This window comes from Streptosporangium sp. NPDC049078 (assembly GCF_040648855.1).
Taxonomy (GTDB): Bacteria; Actinomycetota; Actinomycetes; order Streptosporangiales; family Streptosporangiaceae; genus Streptosporangium.
Genome location: NZ_JBEZEL010000007.1, coordinates 96,724 through 115,756, shown reverse-complemented (window position 1 = coordinate 115,756; position 19,033 = coordinate 96,724). Strand labels below are relative to the sequence as shown.

Sequence of the window (19,033 nt, the reverse complement as noted above, 5' to 3'; positions counted from 1 at the left end):
GCGGGGAAGCGGTCGGTGCCACGGGTTTTCCCCGGGGCCGAGGCGGAGGAGGACGAGGGGCGGCGCTGCCGGGCCCGGGTGGCCGGTCCTCGGTCAGTGCCCGGAGTTGTGGTCGTCGAAGAGGGAGGGCTCGTGCCGCCGGGCCGGCCGCGCGTGGGGCTCCATCGACCCCGCGGGCCGGGGGTTCTCGCTCGGGCGATCGCGCCGCAGTTGGGACAGGAGTCTCGCGTCCTCGCGCATCTCCTCTTCCGAGGGGGACAGGAAGATCGCCAGAAGCAGACCGAGGCTGAGCATGCTGATCCCGACGAGCAGGGGCAGCATGAAGTCCATTCCCTGTGCTCCGCTCGTCGGTGCGGGGGTGCCGTGGAGTTCGACCCCGATGGCGAACATCCCCGTGTAGTGCATCCCGTTCACCGCGAAGCCCATCAGCAGGGCGGCGCCGGTGGTGGCGAGTGCCCCGCGCACGCGCACGCTGAACCAGAGTGCCACCGTCGCCGCGACCACCGCGATGATCAGCGACAGTCCGACCAGGAGGGGGTCGTAGCTCACGTGTGCGGACATGTTCATGGCCGCCATGCCCAGATAGTGCATTCCGGCCACGCCCAGGCCGGTCAGCAGCCCGCCGCCGAGGAGCGCGCCGGTGCTGTTCTCCCGGTGCGAGACCAGGAACAGGCCGGCGCCGACGACGACGATCGCGAGCAGTGCGGACGCGACGGTGAGCGGGACGTCGTAGCGGATCGACGTGCCCATGACGTCGAAGCCCATCATCGCGATGAAGTGCATCACCCAGATGCCGGTCCCGCCGATGGACAGGGCCGCGCCGCCGAGCCAGAGCGCGCGTGAGCTGCCCTCCGCCCCTCGGGCCCGCGCGGCGAACAGCAGTCCCAGCAGGGATCCGGTGCTCGACATGATGTACGAGGCGACCGGCGTGACGAGCCCGTAGGCGAAATGGTCGATGGGGGACATGGCGAACTCCTGGCATGCGGGAGGGTGATGGAACGTGCCAGGACGGGGTCAGGCCGGGCTGGCGTGCGGGGGGATGGAACGTGCCAGGACGGAGTCAGGCCGAGCTGGCGTGCGGGAGTGGTCGTGGGATGGCCATGAGGTGGCCGTGGGGTGGTTCGGGTAGTGACTGGTTGATCGGCCAATCACTACGAGGGGAGCTCACCTTACAGTTCTTCGGTTGCGCATGGCCATAATGGGGTGATTACGAATGTCTAAACCAAGCACGCGGTGACTGTCTCACTCACTTGACGTGAACATCCCAGGAGAGGAGGCGGGCCGATGAGCAGGCTCGCCGGTCGAGGACAGAAGACGCCACCGCCTCCGGTATGGCCGGAGGACCGCTACGAGGTGGTCTGCGAGCGTGACGAGCCGCACGGCGGCACCCACGACCGCTATCACTTCCCGAAGTACGCGGTGAACTCGGCGCGCAGCCTGGAGACGGCAGGGCTCGCCAGGAGGGTGCGCGTGGTCAGGCTGTCCGACGGGGTAGTGATATACGACCGCGTCAACGGCGTCGACCTGCCCGCCGACGAGTGGTGATGGCCACCCTCGGGCGGAGGCGTGAGGGGGCCCGGGTGCCGAGGTCGGAGGGCGCCGGGCCCCGTGGGGACGGACGGGTCACCGGGCCCTGGACCGTCGAGATCAGACGGTTCCAGGGCCCGGGCCGTCGGAGTCAGGGGGTGGGAGGCTCGGAGGGATAAGGGCTCTCGCCGTCCCGGATCGCCGCGAGCATCCGTGCCGCGTACGCCTGCACAGCCTTGTGCAGGCCGTGGCCGAAACTCACGCGGGCCACCCCGAGGGCCGCGAGCTCGCCGATGGACGGTGTGCCGGGACGGAACAGGATGTTGATCGGCCCGTCGATCCCCTCGACCAGCGCGCGAACGGCCTCCGCCTCGGCCACGAAGATCGGATAGACGCAGTCGGCGCCCGCCTCCAGGTAACCGCGCCCCCGCCGCACCGATTCGGTCAGCCGCTCCTCGGGGCTTCCCGGCCCCTGCATGTAGGCGTCGACTCGGGCGTTGATCACCAGGTCCACGCCCGCGTCGGTCGCGGCACTCCTGACGGCGGAGAGGAAGGCGATCTGCTCGTCGACGTCGATCATCGCGCCCGTACGGGGGTCGGAGTCCTCCAGGTTGCAGCCTGACGCCCCCGCGGCGACGAGCCGCTCGACCAGCTCCGCGGGCTCAAGCCGGTAGCCGCGCTCCATGTCGGCGGTGACGGGCAGGCCGACCGAGCGGCTGATCCTGGCGATCGCGGCCAGCATCTCCTCGACCGGGGTCTCCTCGCCGTCGTCGTAGCCGAGCACCGGGGCGATCGCGGCGCTGCCGGTGGCGATCACCGGGAAGCCCGCCGCCTCGACCGCACGGGCCGACGCGGCGTCCCAGACGTTGGGCACTACCAGCGGACGGCCGGGTACGTGCAGCGCCCGTAGTGCCGTGGCTTTCTCATGGGCCGTCGTCGGCGCGGAACCGCCGGTGTCCTCACTGGTGGAAATGGTCATGGAAGCGACCCTAGCCGGGAAGTGGATCGATCTTAAGCACCAATTCCCAACCAGCCGGTTAGGCCACTTCGCCTCGTTCACCGCCTGGAAGAGCCGGACGACCCCCGAGGCGGGGACGCTCTTTCCGAGCGGGAGGGTGAGGCTCTTGGAAGCCTCGGGGCGAGTGGGGGAAGCGACGGTCAGGGGGAGAGGCCGGGGACGGGAAAGAACGGACCCCCGGCCCTCGTGGGGCCGGGGGTCGCCAACTCTCCGAATTCGGTCAGGCGCTCTTGCGGCGCTGGGCGCGTAGAATCGCCAGGCGCTCGTTGAGCACCTCCTCCAGGTCCTCGATCGTGCGGCGCTCCAGCAGCATGTCCCAGTGCGTTCGCGGGGGCTTGGCCTTCTTGGCCTCCGGCTGCTCGCCGTCCACCCGGAGGGCGGTCGCGCCGCACATGCGGCACTCCCAGGTCGCCGGGATCTCTGCTTCAGCGGCAAGCGGAACGTCGAATCGATGGCCCTTCGGGCAGGTGTAGGACACCTCTTGGCGCGGGGCCAGATCGGTGTTGCGGTCGTTCTCGTAGCTGGTCGCCCCGAGTCTGGTGCCGCGTAGCGCACGCTCGCCCATGTCTGAATGCCTCCTGAGGGCCCCGTCGTGAGGGGTTCGTCTCCCACGGCGTACAACGCTTGGTACCGTGTGTGGATTCCCACAGACAGGGTGATCCAATCGCACGTTCTTGACCCGGTCTGCGAAGGACCCTTTTTTCTGGGGTTCTCAGATGCGTTCCGGCACCTGGTTTCCGGCCGCTCTGATGGCCTTGGGCAGGTTGATGAGGGCGAGCAGCACGAATCCGAGCACGAAGAAGATCACCAAAGAGATGATTCCCAGGCGATAGCTGTCGGTCAGCTGGAGCGCCAGGCCGAGGGTGAACGAGCCGAGGAACGTCGAGCCCTTGTCGCTGATCTCGTACAGGCTGTAGTACTCCGCCTCCTTGCCCTTCGGGATCACGTGGGAGAACAGCGATCGCGACAGGGCCTGTGTCCCGCCCATCACGATCGCGATGGCGAATCCCAGCGCGAAGAAGGGCAGGGCCGCGCCCTTGGGCAGGAAGTAGGCCACGGCCACCACGGCGATCCAGGCGATCAGCGCGGCCAGCACGACCCGCTTGGCCCCGTACGAGGCGGCGAGCCTGCCGAGCAGCAGGGCGCCGAAGAAGGCGACGAACTGCACCATCAGGATCGCCGCGATCCGTACCTTCTGGTCCAGCCCGAGCTCCTTGTCGGCGTAGGTGGCCGAGAAGGAGATGACGGTCTGCACGCCGTCGTTGTAGATCAGATAGGCGACGAGGAAACCCAGGGTGAGCGGGTAGCGTCGCAGCTCCCTGATCGTGCGGCCCAGCTGCCGGAAGCTGCCGGTCATGGCCTGGCCCACGTTCTCCGCGCCCGAGGGGAGCGCCCGCCGGTTGCGCAGCCGCAGCAGCGGGATGATCGTGAACCCGCCCCACCACAGGCCCGCGGACGACAGGGCGATGCGCACGGCATCGCCCTCGGTGATGCCGAAGGACTTGTGATAGAGGAACAGGGCCAGGTGGACGGCGAGCAGCAGGCCGCCGCCGAGATAGCCGAAACCCCAGCCCCTGGCGGAGACCTTGTCACGCTCGTCCGCCGTGGAGATCTCCGGCAGGAACGAGTTGTAGATCACGAACGCGGCGGCGAAGGCGACGCTGGACACCAGGAACAGCGCGCCGCCCAGCAGGTAACGTCCGTCGGCGACGAACCAGAAGCAGACGGTCGCGCCGGCGCCGAGGTAGGCGAAGAGACCGAGGAGCTCCTTCTTCCTGCCGGTGTGGTCGGCCAGCGCGCCCACGACGGGCATCAGGATGATCTGCAGGATGGCCGCACAGCCCACCACGAAGGAGTAGTAGGCGCTGGGCCGCACGTCGAACCCGATCACGTCCACGTACGGGCGTCCCTGGGCGGCGGTCTCCGCGATCGTCGTCAGGTACGGGCCGAGGAAGACCGTCAGGATGGTGGTCGGGAAGGCGGAGTTCGCCCAGTCGTAGAAGTACCAGCCGCGCTGTTCGCGGCGGCGGGACTGGGGGGAGTCCTCGACGACCTGTTCTGAGGTCATGGGCGGTCCTCGGTCTTTCGGGGGGAGGGGGAGGCGGGGAGAGGAGAGGGGAAACAGGGGATCGCGGGGATACGGCTTACGCGGCGAGACGGCCCGGATACCACTGGCCGCGAGACTCCAGCACGCCGCGCAGTCCTGAGATGTTGTCGGTCATCAGCCCGTCCACGCCGAGGTCGAGCAGGCGTTCCATCACCCCGGTGTCGTTGACGGTCCACACGTGGATCTGCATACCGAGCGCGTGCGCCGTGCGGATCAGTGCGGGCGTGGTGATCCGCAGGCCGCGGAAGCCGACCGGCACCTGCGCGCACGGCACCCCGGCGCGGGCCAGGCGGGCGAGCAGGCGGCCGTAGCCGGAGGTGGAGGCGGCGGCGCGCAGGGTCGCCACGCCGCGCGGGCCGAGCGATGAGCACACGTCACGGCCGATCGCGGCACGGGCCCTGGCGAGCCGCTCCTCCGAGAAGGAGGTGAGGCAGATCCGGTCGTGGGAGGCGGTCCGCCTGACCGCGGCGGCGAGCGGCGCGATGGCCGCCGACTCCTTGACGTCGATGTTGAAGCGTGCCTCGGGCCACGAGCCCAGCAGGTCCTCCATCAGCGGGATCTCGTCCACGCCGCCGATCCGCGCCTCACGCACCAGCCGGTACGGCAGTCCGGCGATCCTGCCCCTGCGGTCGGTCACCCGGTCCAGGGTGTGGTCGTGGAAGGCGAGCAGCACTCCGTCGGAGGTGGCGTGCGCGTCGGTCTCCAGATACGTGTAACCGAGTTCGACGGCCCGCTCGAAGGCGGGGAAGGTGTTCTCCCTGCCCTCGGCGGCACCACCCCTGTGCGCGAAGGGCAGCGGGCCGGGATGGTCGAGGAAGGCGTAACGGCGTTGCACGTGCAGGAGTATGCCCCCTGCGGGCCGGGCGCGTCATCGCGGGCAGGTGAACGTTTGGATCACAAGGCCCTGAACGGGAGGGGACGGGCGGAGCGGGACGGAGGGCGCGACAGCGGCCGCCCGGCGCCGACCTGACCCGGGGCAAGGCTTTGCCCTGGCCTGCCCATCGCCGTGGATGATGGAAAAACACCTGGTTGTCCACGGGGTGTCTCGCCGTTACGCCCGGTTTTTCCTTCTTCGGGGGCAGGTGGCGTCGAGGCCCTGGTTGTGAGAACGGAGGCCGCGCATGAGCACGGGAAGCACTCCCGGACGCCTGGCGCGCGTGGGCGTCTTCCTCGACGATCGCCTCGGCGCGGCGACGTTCCTCAAGCGGAACATGCGGAAGATCTTTCCTGACCACTGGACGTTCCTGCTGGGCGAGATCGCTCTCTACTCGTTCGTCATCCTGCTGCTGACCGGCACGTTCCTGACGTTCTTCTTCAAGCCCGGCATGAACGAGGTCGTCTACAACGGCTCCTACTCGCCGCTCAAGGGCGTCACCATGTCCGAGGCGTACGCCTCCTCGCTGGACCTCAGCTTCGACGTGCGCGGCGGCCTGCTGATGCGGCAGATGCACCACTGGGCGGCCCTGCTGTTCATCGGCGGCATGATGATCCACATGCTGCGGGTGTTCTTCAACGGCGCCTACCGCAAGCCGCGCGAGCTGAACTGGCTGATCGGCGTCGCCCTGCTCGCTCTCGCGCTGTTCGAGGGCCTGACCGGCTACTCCCTGCTCGACGACCTGCTCTCCGGTGCCGGCCTGAGGATCACCGCCGGTGTGGCGCAGTCGCTGCCGGTGGTGGGCACCTGGCTCAGCTTCTTCCTCATCGGCGGCGAGTATCCCGGCCAGGACGTCATCGCCCGCTTCTACTCGATCCACATCCTGCTCATCCCGGCCGTACTGCTGGCGCTCATCACCGCCCACCTGATCCTGACGTGGGTGTTGAAGCACACGCAGATGCCGGGCAAGGGCCGCACCAACGACAACGTGGTGGGCGCGCCGACCTACCCCTCCTTCATGATCAAATCGGGCGCCTACTTCATGTTCACCTTCGGCGTCGTCGCGCTGCTGGGCACCTTCGCCCAGATCAACCCCGTCTGGCTGTACGGCCCCTACGTGCCGTCCGACATCTCGGCGGGGACCCAGCCCGACTTCTACCTGGCGCTCCTGGACGGCTCGCTGCGCCTGATGCCCTCCTGGGAGATCAACTTCCTGGGCTTCACGCTGCCGATGAGCGTGCTGATCCCGGCGCTGCTCCCTCTGGGGATCATCCTGACCGGCTTGGCGCTCTATCCGTTCGTCGAGCAGTGGGTCACCGGGGACCGCCGCGAGCACCACATCGTGGACCGTCCCCGAAACAACCCGCACCGCACCGCGATCGGCGTGTCGGCGGTCACGTTCTACGGCGTCCTGTGGCTGATGGCCTCCAACGACGTGATCGCCTCGGTCTTCCACCTCTCGCTGAACAAGATGATCTACATCGGCCGGGTCCTGGTCTTCCTCGGCCCGGCACTGGCGTACCTCGTCACCTACCGGATCTGCCTGGGGCTGCAGCGCCGCGACGCCGACGCCCTCGGTCACGGCGTGGAGACCGGTGTGATCAAGCGTCGGCCCACGGGTGAGTACTTCGAGGTCCACGTTCCCCCCCTCGAATCCATCGAGGCCCAGGTCCGAGGCAAGGAGCCGGTCCCGATCCTCGAAGGGGCGGCCGAGGAGGGCGACGGGGACGGCGCCCCGCCGCGCGGAGGGAAGCACCACCCGCTGCGCGAACTCCGCGCCAGGATGAGCAGGGCGTACGGCGGCGAGAAGGTCCCGCTCGGCGACGGGGATCACGACGGTCACGACGGGCGTGAGGGGAGCGGCGGGCACGACGGGCGCGACCGCGCCGGGCGCGCGGCCGTCGGCCGCGGAACGGAGGAGAAGAGGTCGCCGTGACCGGCCGGGGCGGTCGCTCCTCGGGCGGCACCTCGCCCGTCGAGGGCCGTCACTCCTCGGCGGGCACCTTGCCCGACCACTCCTGGCGGCGGGCCTCCGCGATCGCGATCGCCGCCGCCACCGCGACGTTGAACGACCCGACCCGGCCGACCTGAGGGATGTAACAGACGCCGTCGGCGGCCTCCAGCAGCGCGGGGGAGCAGCCGTGGTCCTCGCTGCCCACCACCAGGCACACGTCGCCGTCGAGCCTGGCCTCGGACAGGGGCACCGCGTCGCCGGTGAGTTCCACCGCCACCACGGCGAACCCGTCCTCCTTCGCCGCCCGTACGGCCTCCAGGACGGGGACCGGCTCCTCCCAGGCCACCAGCCTGTCGGTGCCCAGCGCGGTCTTCTGCGCCTTGGGGTTGGTCGGCGGGGTGGCGTTGCCCGCCAGCCAGATCCGCTCCACACCGAAGGCGGCGGCCGTGCGGAAGATGGAGCCGATGTTGAACGGGCCGGTCACCGACTCCAGGATCAGAGCCAGCCGCCCTTCGGTGTTCCTCCGCCAGGTGCGGTTGAGGCGTTTGACATCGGTCGGGCGCAGTTGCCTGCGCGGATTCGCCGTCATCGGTCGTTCACTGTTTCTCGTCGTTCCTCGTTCGTTCCGGGTTCGTTCAGAATTCGTTCAGGGGTCGTTCCGCGCTCTGTCCGCGGTGACCGTGTCTCGTCGCGTCTCACCACTTCAGTGCCGCTCAGGGCCGCTCAGGGCCGCTCAGCCGCCACCCGGTGCCATCCGGTGCCATCCGGTGCCATCCGGTGTCGGGAGTCCTCGGCGCCTCTGGTGCCCGCCGGAGAACGGCCGCTCACGGCGCGGGGTCCGTCCCCGGGCGCGCCTCCACCCGGAGGATCCGGTACGAGGAGCGGGAGGCCACGCGCTCGGTGGGCCAGCCCCGCTCGTTCAGCCAGCGCTGCAGGGAGTCGGAGCCCAGGTGTTTCTGGACGACCAGGTGGGCGACGCCGTCGGGGGTGAGACGCGACAGCCAGCGGGTCAGCATCTCGTGCATCGCGGCCTTGCCGATGCGGATCGCGGGGTTGGACCAGATGGCGGAGAACCGCACCTGTGGGGGGACCTCGTCGACATGCATCGACCTTACTTTGTCAAGGGAGGCGGCCCTGGCGTTTCTCGCGCACAGCTCGACCGACCTGCGGTTGACGTCCACCGCCCAGACCGTCGCCTCCGGGGCACGCGAGGCCATCGTCAGCGCGATCGGCCCGTAGCCGCAGCCCAGGTCGAGCAGGTCACCGCTCGGTGGGGGAGGCGGGACGCTCTCCAGCAGGATCCGGGTGCCCTGGTCGACACGCTCGGCGGAGAACACCCCGCTGTCGGTCTCCAGCTTCAGATGAAGGTCGGGGAGCACGAGCGTGACCGAGCCGGGACGGCCCGCGGTCTCCGGACGCTCCTCGAAGTAATGTGCCACGTCGTAGAACGTTACCAACGGCGGGGACCGGCTCAGGGCGGCCACGACGCCGAAGGCGGCAAGACCACCCCGTACACCCGCCCCGCTCCCGGCCGGTCGGCGGAGACGGGAGCGCCCGCCCCCACCCGCCGCCCCAGTCGTACGTCCGCCCCGACGTGTGAGATCAGGGGATCCGCGACCCCAGCAGCAAGGCCACTCCGGCGGTCACCAGCCCGGCCAGGATCGCCGCCACCACGAACCACTGGGTGATCTCCTGGTTGACCGTCCGGTACCCCAGCGAGGTGCCGATCTGCTCGTACACCTGCCGCAACTGGCTACCCGACTCCGCCTCGTAGGCCCGGCCGCCGGTGCCGTCCGACAGGGTCTGCAGGGTGGCCTTGTTCACCGGCACGTTCACGTCGCGGCCGTCGATCGAGACCGTGCCGTCCTGGGTGCCGTAGGCGATCGTGGAGACCGGCACCCGTGAGTTCATCGCCGTCTCGATCGCCTCGGCCACCGAGCGGCCCGAGGTGTTGTCGCCGTCGGACAACAGCACGATCGCGGCCGGAGGCGGGTCGGTCACCGCCTGCTGGTCGAAGGAGCGTAGCGACTCCAGGGAGCTGAAGACCGCCTCGCCGATCGCGGTGCCCGCCCGGGTGCTGAGATTGCCGAGGGAGGTGTTGACCGCCTGGTGGTCGGTGGTGGGTGAGATCACGACCGAGGCGGAGCGGGCGAAGGCGACCAGCCCGACGTTGAACCGCTCCGGCAGGTCGGCGACGAACTTCTGGGCGGCCTCCTTGGCCGCGGTGATCCGGTTCGGCTGGACGTCGCCGGCCTCCATCGAGAGCGAGACGTCCAGCGCGATGATGATCGTCGCGCGGTCGCGGGGGATGCGTACCGAGTCGGCGGGGCGGGCCGCCCCCACGATCAGGAGGCTCATCATGACGAGGAACAGCGCGGGGGCCACATGCCGCCGCCAGCCGGGCCCCGCGGGGGACACCAGCGCCAGCAGGGGCAGGTTGGTGAACCGCAGCGCGTAGCGGCGCCGGGCGAACTGGGCGGCCACGTAGCCGGCCACGAGCAGCGCCAGCGCGGCGAACAGCCACAGCCAGACCGGAGAGAGGAAGGTCACCGGGTCGCTCCCGATCTTGGGGGCCGATGGGTCAGGTGTGCCATACGGCGCTGCCGCAGCACGAACTGGGCGATGTCGAACACCCAGTCGCGGTCGGTGCGCAGCACCAGGTGGGCCACCCCGCAGCGGCGCAGCGCCATCCGGTTGGTCATCCGCTGCGCGGCGGCGGCCTCCGCGTACGCGTGGCGGACCTTGGGGGTGAGCTGGATCTGGCGGTTCCTGCCCGTCTCGGGGTCGGTCATGGTGACCAGCCCCACCGGTGGCAGCTCCAGCTCGCGAGGGTCGATCACTTCGACGGCCAGCACCTGGTGGTGGGCGGCCAACCGGCGGATCGGCCGCTCCCAGGGCAGCTCCAGGCCGGGATCGAGGGTGGGCTCGGGATCGAGGAAGTCGGAGACGATCACTCGAAGACCGCGCCGCCGCCGCGCCGAGGCGAGGATCTCGATCGCCTCGGCCAGGTCCGGGGCATCGGCGACGGCACGGCCCCTCGGGGCGTCCATCAGCGAGTGCAGCAGGCCGTACAGGGCCGGGCGGCCGCTCCTGGCGGGCATCCGGTGGACGTACTCGTCGTGCAGGACGTAGGTGCCGAAGCGGTTTCCGATCCGGCCGGACAGGAAGCCGATCGCCCCGACGGCGGCCACGACCAGATCCCGCTTCTCCATGTCGGCGGTGCCGAAGTCCATGCTGGGCGACAGGTCCGCCAGGGCCCAGGTCTCCAGTTCCCGGTCGGCGATCAGGTCGCGCACGTGCGGGACGGTCGTGCGCGCGGTCACCGCCCAGTCCATCCGCCGGATGTCGTCCTCGCCGGGCACGTAGACCCGGCTGTCGCCGAACTCGCTGCCCGGACCGGGCAGGAGCCCCTGGTGGGCCCCCTGCAGCAGCCCGTCCAGGCGCCGGACGATGGTGAGCTCCAGCCGCCGCAACGCCTGCTCGGCGGTGTTTGTTTGCGACGCTGCGCGTCGCGGTGAGGCCGCTCTTACCCGGCTCCTTCCCTCGTCGCTCATCCGCTTCGCTCCTTCGCTCCTCAGTCCAGTCCCCGGCGCGGCCTCACGCGCTGGTTGGCGACGCTGCGCGTCGCGGTTCGGCCGCTCTTGTCCGGCTCGTGTTTGTTTGCGACGCTGCGCGTCGCGGTTCGGCCGCTCTTGTCCGGCTCGTGTTTGTTTGCGACGCTGCGCGTCGCGGTTCGGCCGCTCTTGTCCGGCTCCTTCCCTCGTCGAGGAAGGTCGTTCGTTCCTCACGACCTTCCTCTCCTCAGTCCAGTCCCCGGCGCGGCCTCACGGCCCTTTTCAGCAGGTCATCGAGGGCCCTGGTTCCAGACGACCAGGGGGGGCGGTACCGCGGCGAGGATCTGGCGGACCACCTCCTCGGGGTCGATCCCGTCGGCCAGGGCGTCGAAGGTGAGCATCAGCCGGTGGGACATCACGTCCACCGCCACGTCGCGCACGTCGTCGGGGAGCAGGTAGTCACGGCCGCGCAGCAGCGCCAGGCCGCGGCCCGCGGCGACCAGGCCGAGGGTGGCCCGAGGGCTGACGCCGATCTCGATGTTCTCCTGCAGCTCGGCCAGGCCGTAGTCGGCGGGGGAGCGGGTGGCCATCACAAGCCTGACCACGTAGTCGGCGACGAGCTGATGGACCGACACCTGGTCGGCCATGGACTGCAGCGCGGCCAGCCGCGCGGGGTCGAGCACCGCTCTGGGGGTCGGCGGTGTCACGCTCATCCGGTGCAGGATCTCCAGCTCCTCGTGGGCGCTGGGGTGGCTGACGCGGACCTTGAACAGGAACCGGTCGCGCTGGACCTCGGGGAGGGGGTAGACGCCCTCGGACTCGATCGGGTTCTGGGTGGCCAGCACGATGAACGGCTTCGGCAGGGAGTGGGTCTCCCCGGCCAGGGTCACCTGCCGCTCGGCCATGACCTCCAGCAGCGCCGACTGCACCTTCGCCGGGGCCCGGTTGATCTCGTCGGCGAGCAGGAAGTTGACGAACACCGGGCCGAGCTCGACATCGAAGGCCTCGCGGGAGGGGTGGTACACCCGAGTTCCCACGATGTCGCTGGGGACCAGGTCGGGAGTGAACTGGATGCGGGCGAACTCCCCGCCGACCACCGTGGCCAGGGTCGAGGCCGCCAGGGTCTTGGCCACCCCGGGCACGCCCTCCAGCAGGCAGTGACCTCGGGCGAGGAGTGCCACGAGCAGCCGCTCCACCATGTGTTCCTGCCCGACGATGACCCGCCGGACCTCGGCCAGGGCGTCGCGCAGCAATCCGGTGTCGGTCTCGCGCGGCAGTTCTTCGGCGACGGTCATGTCGGTATTCCATCAAATGAAGTGGCGGCTCGCACGGCGGGCTCGCTCCGTATTTCCTGACAGTGCCCGCATGGGGCCCGCATGGGGCCCGCATGGGGCCCGCAGCGGGACCCGGCGGGTTCGTGTGCCGGTCCTTCCGCAGGTCCGGCGGGTTCCGTTCGGAGTCCCGTCGGGTGGTCGATCCCGGTCCCCGTGGAGCGTGGTGTGATCGGCGGGGTGTGCTTTCATGTCAGACGTGGCCACTCCACTCCAGTACGGTGATCCGCCCCAGTTGGGGCCCTTCGTCGTGCAGGCCCGTCTGCGCGTGGGACCCGCGGGTCTGGTCTACCTCGGGTTGGCGCCCGACGGCCGGGCCGTCTCGGTCGCGGTGCTGACCAAGGGGGCGGCGCTCGACCCGGCGGCCCGTGACCGTTTCGTCACCGGGGTCCGCGAAGCGACGGCGAGCCGTTCCGGCGTACGGGGCTGGATGGCCTGGGCGACGCGCACGCGTACCGCCGCGGCCGATGCGGTCCCGCAGGTGCTGGCGATGGACGGTGGGAGCGCCCCGTGGGTGGCCACGCCGTATGAGCCGGACCGGGCGGGGGCGGAGCGGTTCCTCGAGGCGGTGCTGGTCAGCGGCACGCTGATCGGTGAGCAGCACGGTCCTGACTTCGCGCCGCACTGGGTGGGTGACCGCTCCCCGGCGCTGCCACCGCCGCCCAAGGGCGCGCCGCCGCCGACCGAGACCCGCCGGTCCGTGATCATCGCGGGGGTCGTGCTGACCGTGCTGCTCGTGCTGCTGGCCGTGATGGTCTGGCTTCTGTTGCGCAGGGAAGACGATTCCGAGCCGTTGCCGAGGCCGTTGCCGCCCACGGTGTTCGTCCCGACCCCGCCGCCGGTCCCGGCGACACCCGAGCCCGGCGAGCCCACGCCGTCACCGTCGCCGAGTCAGAGCGGGACCGGAACGCCAGGGCCGGATCGGGGCGACGAGAACGAGGGCGAGCCGATCTAGGGGGCCCATCCGGGGATGTCCGGCGGGCTCGGGCCGGATGCGCGCGTCGAGTTCGAAGCGAGCCGGGTGGGTGTCCGGATGGAGAGATCGCGCGGGTCTTCCTCCTGGTGAGTGACCATCTGGGCGCGTTCGTCGCGCATGTCGACGGCATGTCCCGGTGAGGCGGGGCGTCGAGTCCGAAGCGAGCCGGTGGACGTCCTCATGGGGGATTCCTCTCGTACTGCTACTCGTTTACGAGTACTCATGTTTGACTATGTCGCCTACTCGTGTTTGAGTAGTCGTATGAGTAGTACGCGACTGTTCATCCTGGGGGCGCTGGCTCGCCGGGGACCGATGCACGGTCATCAGATCCGGCAGAGCGCGCAGACGGACCGGACCGAGTTGTGGACCGACATCAAGGTCGGCTCCCTGTACGGGGCGCTGCACCGCATGGAGGCCGAGGGCGTGATCGAGACGGTGCGCACCGAGCAGCAGGGCAATCTCCCGGCGCGGACCGTCTACGCGATCACCGAGGACGGCGCGCTGGAGCTGGAGTCGCTGCGTGAGGCGGCCCTGCGTGACACCCGGCTGCGGCCCGATCCCGTGGACCTCGCTCTTCAGCTCAGCGCCGACATGGGCGAGCGGGAGCTGAGGGCCGTCATCGAGGACCGGCATCGCAGGCTCACCGCCGAGCTCCAGAGCTGGCAGCGGCTGAGGGAGGCGGCCACCCCCCACCTCCGCGGCCTCGAACCGCTCGGCTTCGACCACACCCTCATCCGCCTGCGGGCGGAGATCACGTGGCACGAGACGCTGCTTGGGGAACTGCCCCGGCTTCTCGGCGCCACCGGTGGATCCCCGGAAACGCCCTCCGATGCCACCCCCGACGAAGACGAAGGAGGAGCCTGACATGCCCGCCGAACCACTCGACGTCCTCGTCGTCGGAGGTGGCATCGGAGGGCTGGCGCTGGCTCAGGCACTGCTGCCCTCCGGTGTGAACGTCCAGGTCTACGAGCGTGCGCGTGAGGCCGCCGACTGGGTGCAGGGTTACCGCATCCACATGAACCAGATCGGCAGCCGGGCGCTGCACCGCTGCCTGCCGCGCCCACTGTGGGAGGCGTTCCTCGCCACCTCGGGTCACCCCGGCCCCGGCTTCGGCTTCCACACCCACCGGCTGCGCGAGCTCGTGTTCGTGGAGGAGAGCGTGATGACCGGCGGGGCCGCCGACCCTTCCGGCGGCCAGTACGCGGTCAGCCGCACCACCCTGCGCAGGCTCCTGCTCGCCGGTCTGGAGGGCGTCGTCCACCACGGCAAGACGTTCCAGCGCTACGAGACGAGACCGGACGGCAGGGTCACCGCCTTCTTCGCCGACGGCACCTCGGCCACCGGTGATGTGCTGGTCGGCGCGGACGGCGCCGACTCGCGCGTACGCGGGCAGTATCTGCCGGGGGCCCGTCGCGTCGACACCGGCGCGCTCGCGATCGGCGCGAGGCTGCCGCTGGACGACCGGGTTCGTGGGTGGCTGCCACGAAACCTCGCCGACGGGCTCAATCTCATCCTGCCGCCGAGCGGGAGCGCGATGTTCACCGCGGCCTTCAACGGCAGACGCAGGGCGGAGAGCCTCCTCGCCCGGGGGAGCGGCCTCGGTTCCAGCCGTGGAGCCGGGCCGGCCGCCCGGGAAGGGGATGGGGCGGGCCTGGAGACCGATCTCGCCGGGTTCGGGCTCGACCTGAGGGCCCTGGCCGACGATCTTCAGGACTACGTGCTGTGGGCCTTCGTCGCCCCTCGCGGGATCTACCCGGCCGGTGCCGCGGACCTCGACGGTGGCGGGCTCAGGGACCTGGCCGGGACGATGACCTCCGGCTGGCATCCCGCCCTGCGCCGCCTGGTCGCCGAGGCCGACCCGGCCAGTGTTCGGTTGATGCCGTTCAAGACCTCCGTCCCCGTCGGCCGCTGGCCCACGACGACGGTGACACTGCTCGGGGACGCCATCCACAACATGACCCCCGCGATGGGCTTCGGCGCCAACACGGCGCTACGCGACGCCGCGCTGCTGGCGAGCAGGCTGGTGGCGTTCCAGCGGGGCCGGGGCACCCTGGCGGAGGCCGTCGGCGGCTACGAGGCCCGGATGCGTGAGTACGGCTTCGGAGCCGTCCGCACCTCCGCGAGGTTCACGAATTTCATGATCTCCGGCAGTCCTCTCGTCCGGCACGGCGCGAAGACCTGGTTCCGCCTGTGCGACGCCCTGCCGCCGGTCAAGCGGATGAGCTTCGGGCACCTGTGGACCGACGGCGCGACCGGGGAAGGGTAGGCGCGGCCGGGGGCACAGGGGCATCGCGCGGGGGGCGCTCAGGGGCGCGCCCCCCCGTAAACCGCCGCCCTTTTTCGTGAAGATTTTTTCCTTTGTCGCTATAAAGCGCCCTATGTCGGATAAGGAGCCCGTGTGTCGATATGTACTTGGCACGCCGATAGCGACCGCGGCAGGGAAAGGAAACGTTGTCATGACGGATGTGTCGAGCATGGGCCCCCAGTCGGGCGATGACCGCCCGGTCCTGACCAACCGTCAGGGGCACCAGGTCTACGACAACCAGAACCAGCGCACGGTCGGCGCGAGGGGCCCGGCCACGCTGGAGAACTACCAGTTCCTGGAGAAGATCAGCCACTTCGACCGCGAGCGCATCCCCGAGCGGGTGGTCCACGCCCGGGGGGTGACCACCTACGGCCACTTCGAGGCCTACGGCAAGCTCGGCGACGAGCCGATCAGCCGCTACACCAGGGCGAGGCTCTTCCAGGAGGCGGGCAAGCGGACCGACGTGGCCGTGCGCTTCTCCACGGTGATCGGCGGCAGGGACTCCTCGGAGGCCGCCCGCGACCCACGCGGGTTCGCGGTGAAGTTCTACACCGAGGACGGCAACTGGGACCTCGTCGGCAACAACCTGGGGGTCTTCTTCATCAGGGACGCCATCAAGTTCCCCGACGTGATCCACGCGCTCAAGCCGGACCCGGTGACGTTCAGGCAGGAGCCGGGACGGATCTTCGACTTCATGTCGCAGACGCCGGAGAGCATGCACATGATCGTCAACCTGTTCAGCCCACGCGGCATCCCCTCCGACTACCGGCATATGCAGGGATTCGGGGTCAACACCTACAAGTGGGTGAACGCCCAGGGCGAGACCCACCTGGTCAAGTATCACTGGATGCCCAAGCAGGGCGTGCGCAGCATGACCGAGGAGGACGCCGCCGTCGTCCAGGGGCAGGATCTCGGGCATGCCACCAAGGACCTGCACGAGGCGATCGACCGCGGCGACTTCCCCGAGTGGGAGCTGCTGGTGCAGATCATGAGCGACGACGACCACCCCGAGCTGGACTTCGACCCGCTGGACGACACCAAGGTGTGGCCCGAGAACGAGTTCCCGCCCATGCCGGTCGGCAAGATGGTCCTCAATCGCAACGTGGCCAACAATTTCGCCGAGAACGAGCAGATCTCCTTCGGCACCGGGGTCCTGGTCGACGGGCTCGACTTCTCCGACGACAAGATGCTGGTGGGCCGTACGTTCTCCTACAGCGACACCCAGCGCTACCGCGTGGGGCCCAACTACCTGCAGCTGCCGGTCAACCAGGCCAAGAACGCCGAGGTGCGCACCAACCAGCGCGACGGCCTGATGACCTACCACGTCGACGGGCAGGGCGAGAACCCGCACGTCAACTATGAGCCGTCGATCACCGGAGGGCTCAGGGAGGGGCAGAGGCCCGCCCACGACGAGCAGGGCCCGCTCATCTCGGGCCGGGTGACCCGCAAGCGCATCCCGCGTACCGACGACTACACGCAGGCGGGCCAGCGCTACCTGCTGATGGAGGAGTGGGAGCGCGACGACCTCGTGCGGAACTTCGTCGACCTGATCTCCCAGGCCTCGCGCCCGGTTCAGGAGCGCATGGTCTGGCATTTCCTGATGGTCGAGGACGATCTCGGCCTCAGGGTCGGGGAGGGGCTCGGGATCAGCCCCGACGACGTCTCCCATCTGGAGCCGCTGGCGAGCCAGGACCTGAGTGACGAGGACCGTGAGCGGATGTCCAAACTGGGCAAGAACGGGCCTCGCCCGGTGGAGGGCATGAAGATGACCCACTGCGTGCCCAACGAGCGGGCGCGGGCGGAGCGCTAGCGAACCGCCGCCGGGCCGGAGCGAACCGTACTCCGGGCCCGGCGGCGGAAGGCGTGGGCCGGTGCTCGGGGACGGCGTCCCGCGGGCGCGGGGAGATGATCCATCCGCCCCGGAAGCCCGCCGACCAGGACCTTCAGCCAGGGAGAGATCCTCGGTCAAGGAAGCCCGATTTTTCCGCTTAAAAGGTATGAATGCCATTACAGCGGGCACGCGATTCTCAATCCGAGACGCCGTTCCCACTCCCAATTGGATCGCCATGCCTGTTAAGAGCAACGTCATTCCGATCATCCACTGGTCTCGCCGTTCGTCCTGTCTCAGCGAGGACCCCGAGCTGTTCTTCCCCGTGTCCTATGAGGGGCCGGGCCGTGAGCAGTACGAGCGCGCCAGGGCGGTGTGCCGCCTGTGCCCGGTGCGCGGGCGTTGCCTGGAGTACGCGTTGAACACCCAGCAGATGTACGGCGTGTGGGGAGGCACCACCCCGGAGGAGCGCAGGGCCACCATGACCAGGGCGAAGCGGCAGGTCAGGTAGCGCGGCCTTCCTCGTCAACGGGCCCGCCGGCGCCGCCCGCCCGGCGCACGGTCCGGTCAGCCCGGAGCCGACCGGTTCACCGCGGCCTCCCCGGGCTCACGGCGCCCTCGGGTTCCTCGGCCTCGCCACGGTCTCCGGATTCGCCGACGAGGGCGCGGAAACGGGCGGCGTTGCGCTGGGAGTTGTCCGCGCAGCAGTTGTTGAAGAGCACATGGGTGATCTCGGCACCCTCCGCGAGCTTCTTCACCCTCGCCGCCCAGCGGGCGAGCTCCTCCTCCGAGTACAGGTACGCGAAGCGCTCGTCGACGTTCTTGCTGGTCCACTTGTCGGAATGCCCGTGCATCCGTACCACGGCGAGGTCGGAGGTCGCGGCGAGGACCGGCGGGACCGACGAGGCGTGCCCCTGCGGCATGTCGACCCCCACGTACGCGAGGTCGTGCCCGGCGAGAAAGGCGAGGGTGTCCTCGCGGTTCTCCTCGCTCATCCAGGTGCGGTCGCGGAACTCGACACTGACGCGCATCGGTGCGCAGCGCCGGGCGCATTCCAGGATGTGGCGCCTGTTGCCCTCCCCGATCGGGAACCACGGCGGGAACTGGAAGAGCACCGCCCCCAGCTTGCCGGCCTCGTGCAGCGGGCCCAGCGCGTCGAGGAAGCGCCGCCAGACCTCGTCCAGGATCTCCGGTGGCACGTCCTTCGGGTAGAGGTTGCGCCCCTGTGGCGCGCCGAGGCTCTCCCGCAGGTCCCTGTAGAGGGAGGCGGGCCGGGTGGGGTGCCCGGTGAGCATGGAGAACGCCTTGATGTCGAAGGTGAAGTCCGCGGGGGTGCGGTCGCGCCAGGCCTCCACGGTGCTCCGCGACGGCGGATGGTAGTAGGTGGCGTCCACCTCGACGACCGGGAACCGCGTCGCGTAGTAGGCGAGGCGTTTCGCCGGGGTGGAGGCGTCCTCGGGATACCAGCCGGACTCCAGCAGCGAGCGGTGGGTCCACGAGGCCGTGCCCACACAGATCCTGCCCATGCCCACGTCCTCCCCTGACAGGCCCGGCGTTCG

Annotated in this window: 18 protein-coding genes; 7 read left to right on the top strand and 11 right to left on the bottom strand. The window is 69.8% G+C overall.

Features of this window, described 5'->3' with window-relative positions:
• Positions 1-93: 93 nt before the first annotated feature.
• Positions 94-966, bottom strand: coding sequence for an MHYT domain-containing protein (locus tag AB0B90_RS13470; RefSeq protein WP_350948338.1), 873 nt, complete (start codon positions 964-966; stop codon positions 94-96).
• 318 nt (positions 967-1,284) lie between these two features.
• Here AB0B90_RS13470 and AB0B90_RS13465 point away from each other — a divergent pair, with 318 nt between their 5' ends.
• Positions 1,285-1,545 carry a hypothetical protein gene (locus AB0B90_RS13465; protein WP_350948339.1) on the top strand — a complete coding sequence of 87 codons (261 nt, stop codon included), beginning with the start codon at positions 1,285-1,287 and terminating at the stop codon, positions 1,543-1,545.
• Positions 1,546-1,678: 133 nt separating this feature from the next.
• Here the strand turns inward: AB0B90_RS13465 and AB0B90_RS13460 are convergent, their stop codons facing one another.
• The 4 genes from AB0B90_RS13460 to AB0B90_RS13445 form a co-directional block, all read right to left on the bottom strand.
• Entirely contained in the window at positions 1,679-2,506 is an 828-nt protein-coding gene (locus AB0B90_RS13460; protein ID WP_350948340.1) for an isocitrate lyase/phosphoenolpyruvate mutase family protein, read from the bottom strand.
• Between the two features lie 259 nt (positions 2,507-2,765).
• Positions 2,766-3,110, bottom strand: coding sequence for an RNA polymerase-binding protein RbpA (locus AB0B90_RS13455; RefSeq protein ID WP_350948341.1), 345 nt, complete (start codon positions 3,108-3,110; stop codon positions 2,766-2,768).
• Positions 3,111-3,257: 147 nt separating this feature from the next.
• The gene (locus tag AB0B90_RS13450) at positions 3,258-4,613 is read right to left on the bottom strand and encodes an MFS transporter (protein WP_350948342.1); all 1,356 of its coding nucleotides are present in this window, start codon (positions 4,611-4,613) and stop codon (positions 3,258-3,260) included.
• Positions 4,614-4,689: 76 nt separating this feature from the next.
• Entirely contained in the window at positions 4,690-5,487 is a 798-nt protein-coding gene (locus AB0B90_RS13445; RefSeq protein ID WP_350948343.1) for a glycerophosphodiester phosphodiesterase family protein, read from the bottom strand.
• A gap of 286 nt (positions 5,488-5,773) precedes the next feature.
• Here AB0B90_RS13445 and AB0B90_RS13440 point away from each other — a divergent pair, with 286 nt between their 5' ends.
• Positions 5,774-7,462, top strand: coding sequence for a ubiquinol-cytochrome c reductase cytochrome b subunit (locus tag AB0B90_RS13440; protein WP_350948344.1), 1,689 nt, complete (start codon positions 5,774-5,776; stop codon positions 7,460-7,462).
• Between the two features lie 49 nt (positions 7,463-7,511).
• Here the strand turns inward: AB0B90_RS13440 and AB0B90_RS13435 are convergent, their stop codons facing one another.
• The 5 genes from AB0B90_RS13435 to AB0B90_RS13415 form a co-directional block, all read right to left on the bottom strand.
• Positions 7,512-8,069 (bottom strand): TrmH family RNA methyltransferase, encoded by a 558-nt coding sequence (locus AB0B90_RS13435; protein WP_350948345.1) that lies wholly within the window; start codon positions 8,067-8,069, stop codon positions 7,512-7,514.
• Positions 8,070-8,304: 235 nt separating this feature from the next.
• On the bottom strand, positions 8,305-8,919 hold the full coding sequence (locus tag AB0B90_RS13430) for a methyltransferase (RefSeq protein WP_350948346.1): 615 nt from the start codon (positions 8,917-8,919) through the stop codon (positions 8,305-8,307).
• Positions 8,920-9,082: 163 nt separating this feature from the next.
• Positions 9,083-10,030 (bottom strand): VWA domain-containing protein, encoded by a 948-nt coding sequence (locus tag AB0B90_RS13425; RefSeq protein WP_362922636.1) that lies wholly within the window; start codon positions 10,028-10,030, stop codon positions 9,083-9,085.
• Positions 10,027-11,034 (bottom strand): DUF58 domain-containing protein, encoded by a 1,008-nt coding sequence (locus tag AB0B90_RS13420; RefSeq protein ID WP_350948348.1) that lies wholly within the window; start codon positions 11,032-11,034, stop codon positions 10,027-10,029. The genes AB0B90_RS13425 and AB0B90_RS13420 overlap by 4 nt, the downstream gene beginning before the upstream one ends.
• Positions 11,035-11,324: 290 nt before the next feature.
• Positions 11,325-12,329 (bottom strand): MoxR family ATPase, encoded by a 1,005-nt coding sequence (locus AB0B90_RS13415; RefSeq protein ID WP_350948349.1) that lies wholly within the window; start codon positions 12,327-12,329, stop codon positions 11,325-11,327.
• 226 nt (positions 12,330-12,555) lie between these two features.
• Between AB0B90_RS13415 and AB0B90_RS13410 the strand changes: the two genes are divergently transcribed.
• The 5 genes from AB0B90_RS13410 to AB0B90_RS13390 all read left to right on the top strand — a co-directional run bounded on the left by AB0B90_RS13410 (position 12,556) and on the right by AB0B90_RS13390 (position 17,985).
• Positions 12,556-13,320 (top strand): hypothetical protein, encoded by a 765-nt coding sequence (locus tag AB0B90_RS13410; RefSeq protein WP_350948350.1) that lies wholly within the window; start codon positions 12,556-12,558, stop codon positions 13,318-13,320.
• Between the two features lie 282 nt (positions 13,321-13,602).
• A complete protein-coding gene (locus AB0B90_RS13405; protein ID WP_350948351.1) occupies positions 13,603-14,205 on the top strand; it encodes a PadR family transcriptional regulator in 603 nt (200 codons plus the stop codon).
• Position 14,206: 1 nt separating this feature from the next.
• Positions 14,207-15,607, top strand: a complete 1,401-nt coding sequence (locus tag AB0B90_RS13400) for an FAD-dependent monooxygenase (protein WP_362922633.1) — start codon at positions 14,207-14,209, stop codon at positions 15,605-15,607.
• Positions 15,608-15,797: 190 nt separating this feature from the next.
• Positions 15,798-17,456, top strand: coding sequence for a catalase (locus tag AB0B90_RS13395; RefSeq protein ID WP_350948353.1), 1,659 nt, complete (start codon positions 15,798-15,800; stop codon positions 17,454-17,456).
• A gap of 256 nt (positions 17,457-17,712) precedes the next feature.
• Positions 17,713-17,985 carry a WhiB family transcriptional regulator gene (locus AB0B90_RS13390; protein ID WP_350948354.1) on the top strand — a complete coding sequence of 91 codons (273 nt, stop codon included), beginning with the start codon at positions 17,713-17,715 and terminating at the stop codon, positions 17,983-17,985.
• Positions 17,986-18,061: 76 nt separating this feature from the next.
• On the opposite strand, the gene AB0B90_RS13385 is transcribed toward AB0B90_RS13390, so the two are convergent.
• Positions 18,062-19,000 carry a DUF72 domain-containing protein gene (locus AB0B90_RS13385; protein ID WP_362922631.1) on the bottom strand — a complete coding sequence of 313 codons (939 nt, stop codon included), beginning with the start codon at positions 18,998-19,000 and terminating at the stop codon, positions 18,062-18,064.
• Positions 19,001-19,033 lie beyond the last annotated feature (33 nt).

Excerpts from the sequence above, each read along its gene's own strand:
- AB0B90_RS13470 (WP_350948338.1), bottom strand. The coding sequence starts at position 966 with ATGTCCCCCATCGACCATTTCGCCTACGGGCTCGTCACGCCGGTCGCC.
- AB0B90_RS13465 (WP_350948339.1), top strand. The coding sequence starts at position 1,285 with ATGAGCAGGCTCGCCGGTCGAGGACAGAAGACGCCACCGCCTCCGGTA.
- AB0B90_RS13460 (WP_350948340.1), bottom strand. The coding sequence starts at position 2,506 with ATGACCATTTCCACCAGTGAGGACACCGGCGGTTCCGCGCCGACGACG.
- AB0B90_RS13455 (WP_350948341.1), bottom strand. The coding sequence starts at position 3,110 with ATGGGCGAGCGTGCGCTACGCGGCACCAGACTCGGGGCGACCAGCTAC.
- AB0B90_RS13450 (WP_350948342.1), bottom strand. The coding sequence starts at position 4,613 with ATGACCTCAGAACAGGTCGTCGAGGACTCCCCCCAGTCCCGCCGCCGC.
- AB0B90_RS13440 (WP_350948344.1), top strand. The coding sequence starts at position 5,774 with ATGAGCACGGGAAGCACTCCCGGACGCCTGGCGCGCGTGGGCGTCTTC.
- AB0B90_RS13435 (WP_350948345.1), bottom strand. The coding sequence starts at position 8,069 with ATGACGGCGAATCCGCGCAGGCAACTGCGCCCGACCGATGTCAAACGC.
- AB0B90_RS13420 (WP_350948348.1), bottom strand. The coding sequence starts at position 11,034 with ATGAGCGACGAGGGAAGGAGCCGGGTAAGAGCGGCCTCACCGCGACGC.
- AB0B90_RS13415 (WP_350948349.1), bottom strand. The coding sequence starts at position 12,329 with ATGACCGTCGCCGAAGAACTGCCGCGCGAGACCGACACCGGATTGCTG.
- AB0B90_RS13410 (WP_350948350.1), top strand. The coding sequence starts at position 12,556 with ATGTCAGACGTGGCCACTCCACTCCAGTACGGTGATCCGCCCCAGTTG.
- AB0B90_RS13405 (WP_350948351.1), top strand. The coding sequence starts at position 13,603 with ATGAGTAGTACGCGACTGTTCATCCTGGGGGCGCTGGCTCGCCGGGGA.
- AB0B90_RS13400 (WP_362922633.1), top strand. The coding sequence starts at position 14,207 with ATGCCCGCCGAACCACTCGACGTCCTCGTCGTCGGAGGTGGCATCGGA.
- AB0B90_RS13395 (WP_350948353.1), top strand. The coding sequence starts at position 15,798 with ATGACGGATGTGTCGAGCATGGGCCCCCAGTCGGGCGATGACCGCCCG.
- AB0B90_RS13390 (WP_350948354.1), top strand. The coding sequence starts at position 17,713 with ATGCCTGTTAAGAGCAACGTCATTCCGATCATCCACTGGTCTCGCCGT.
- AB0B90_RS13385 (WP_362922631.1), bottom strand. The coding sequence starts at position 19,000 with ATGGGCAGGATCTGTGTGGGCACGGCCTCGTGGACCCACCGCTCGCTG.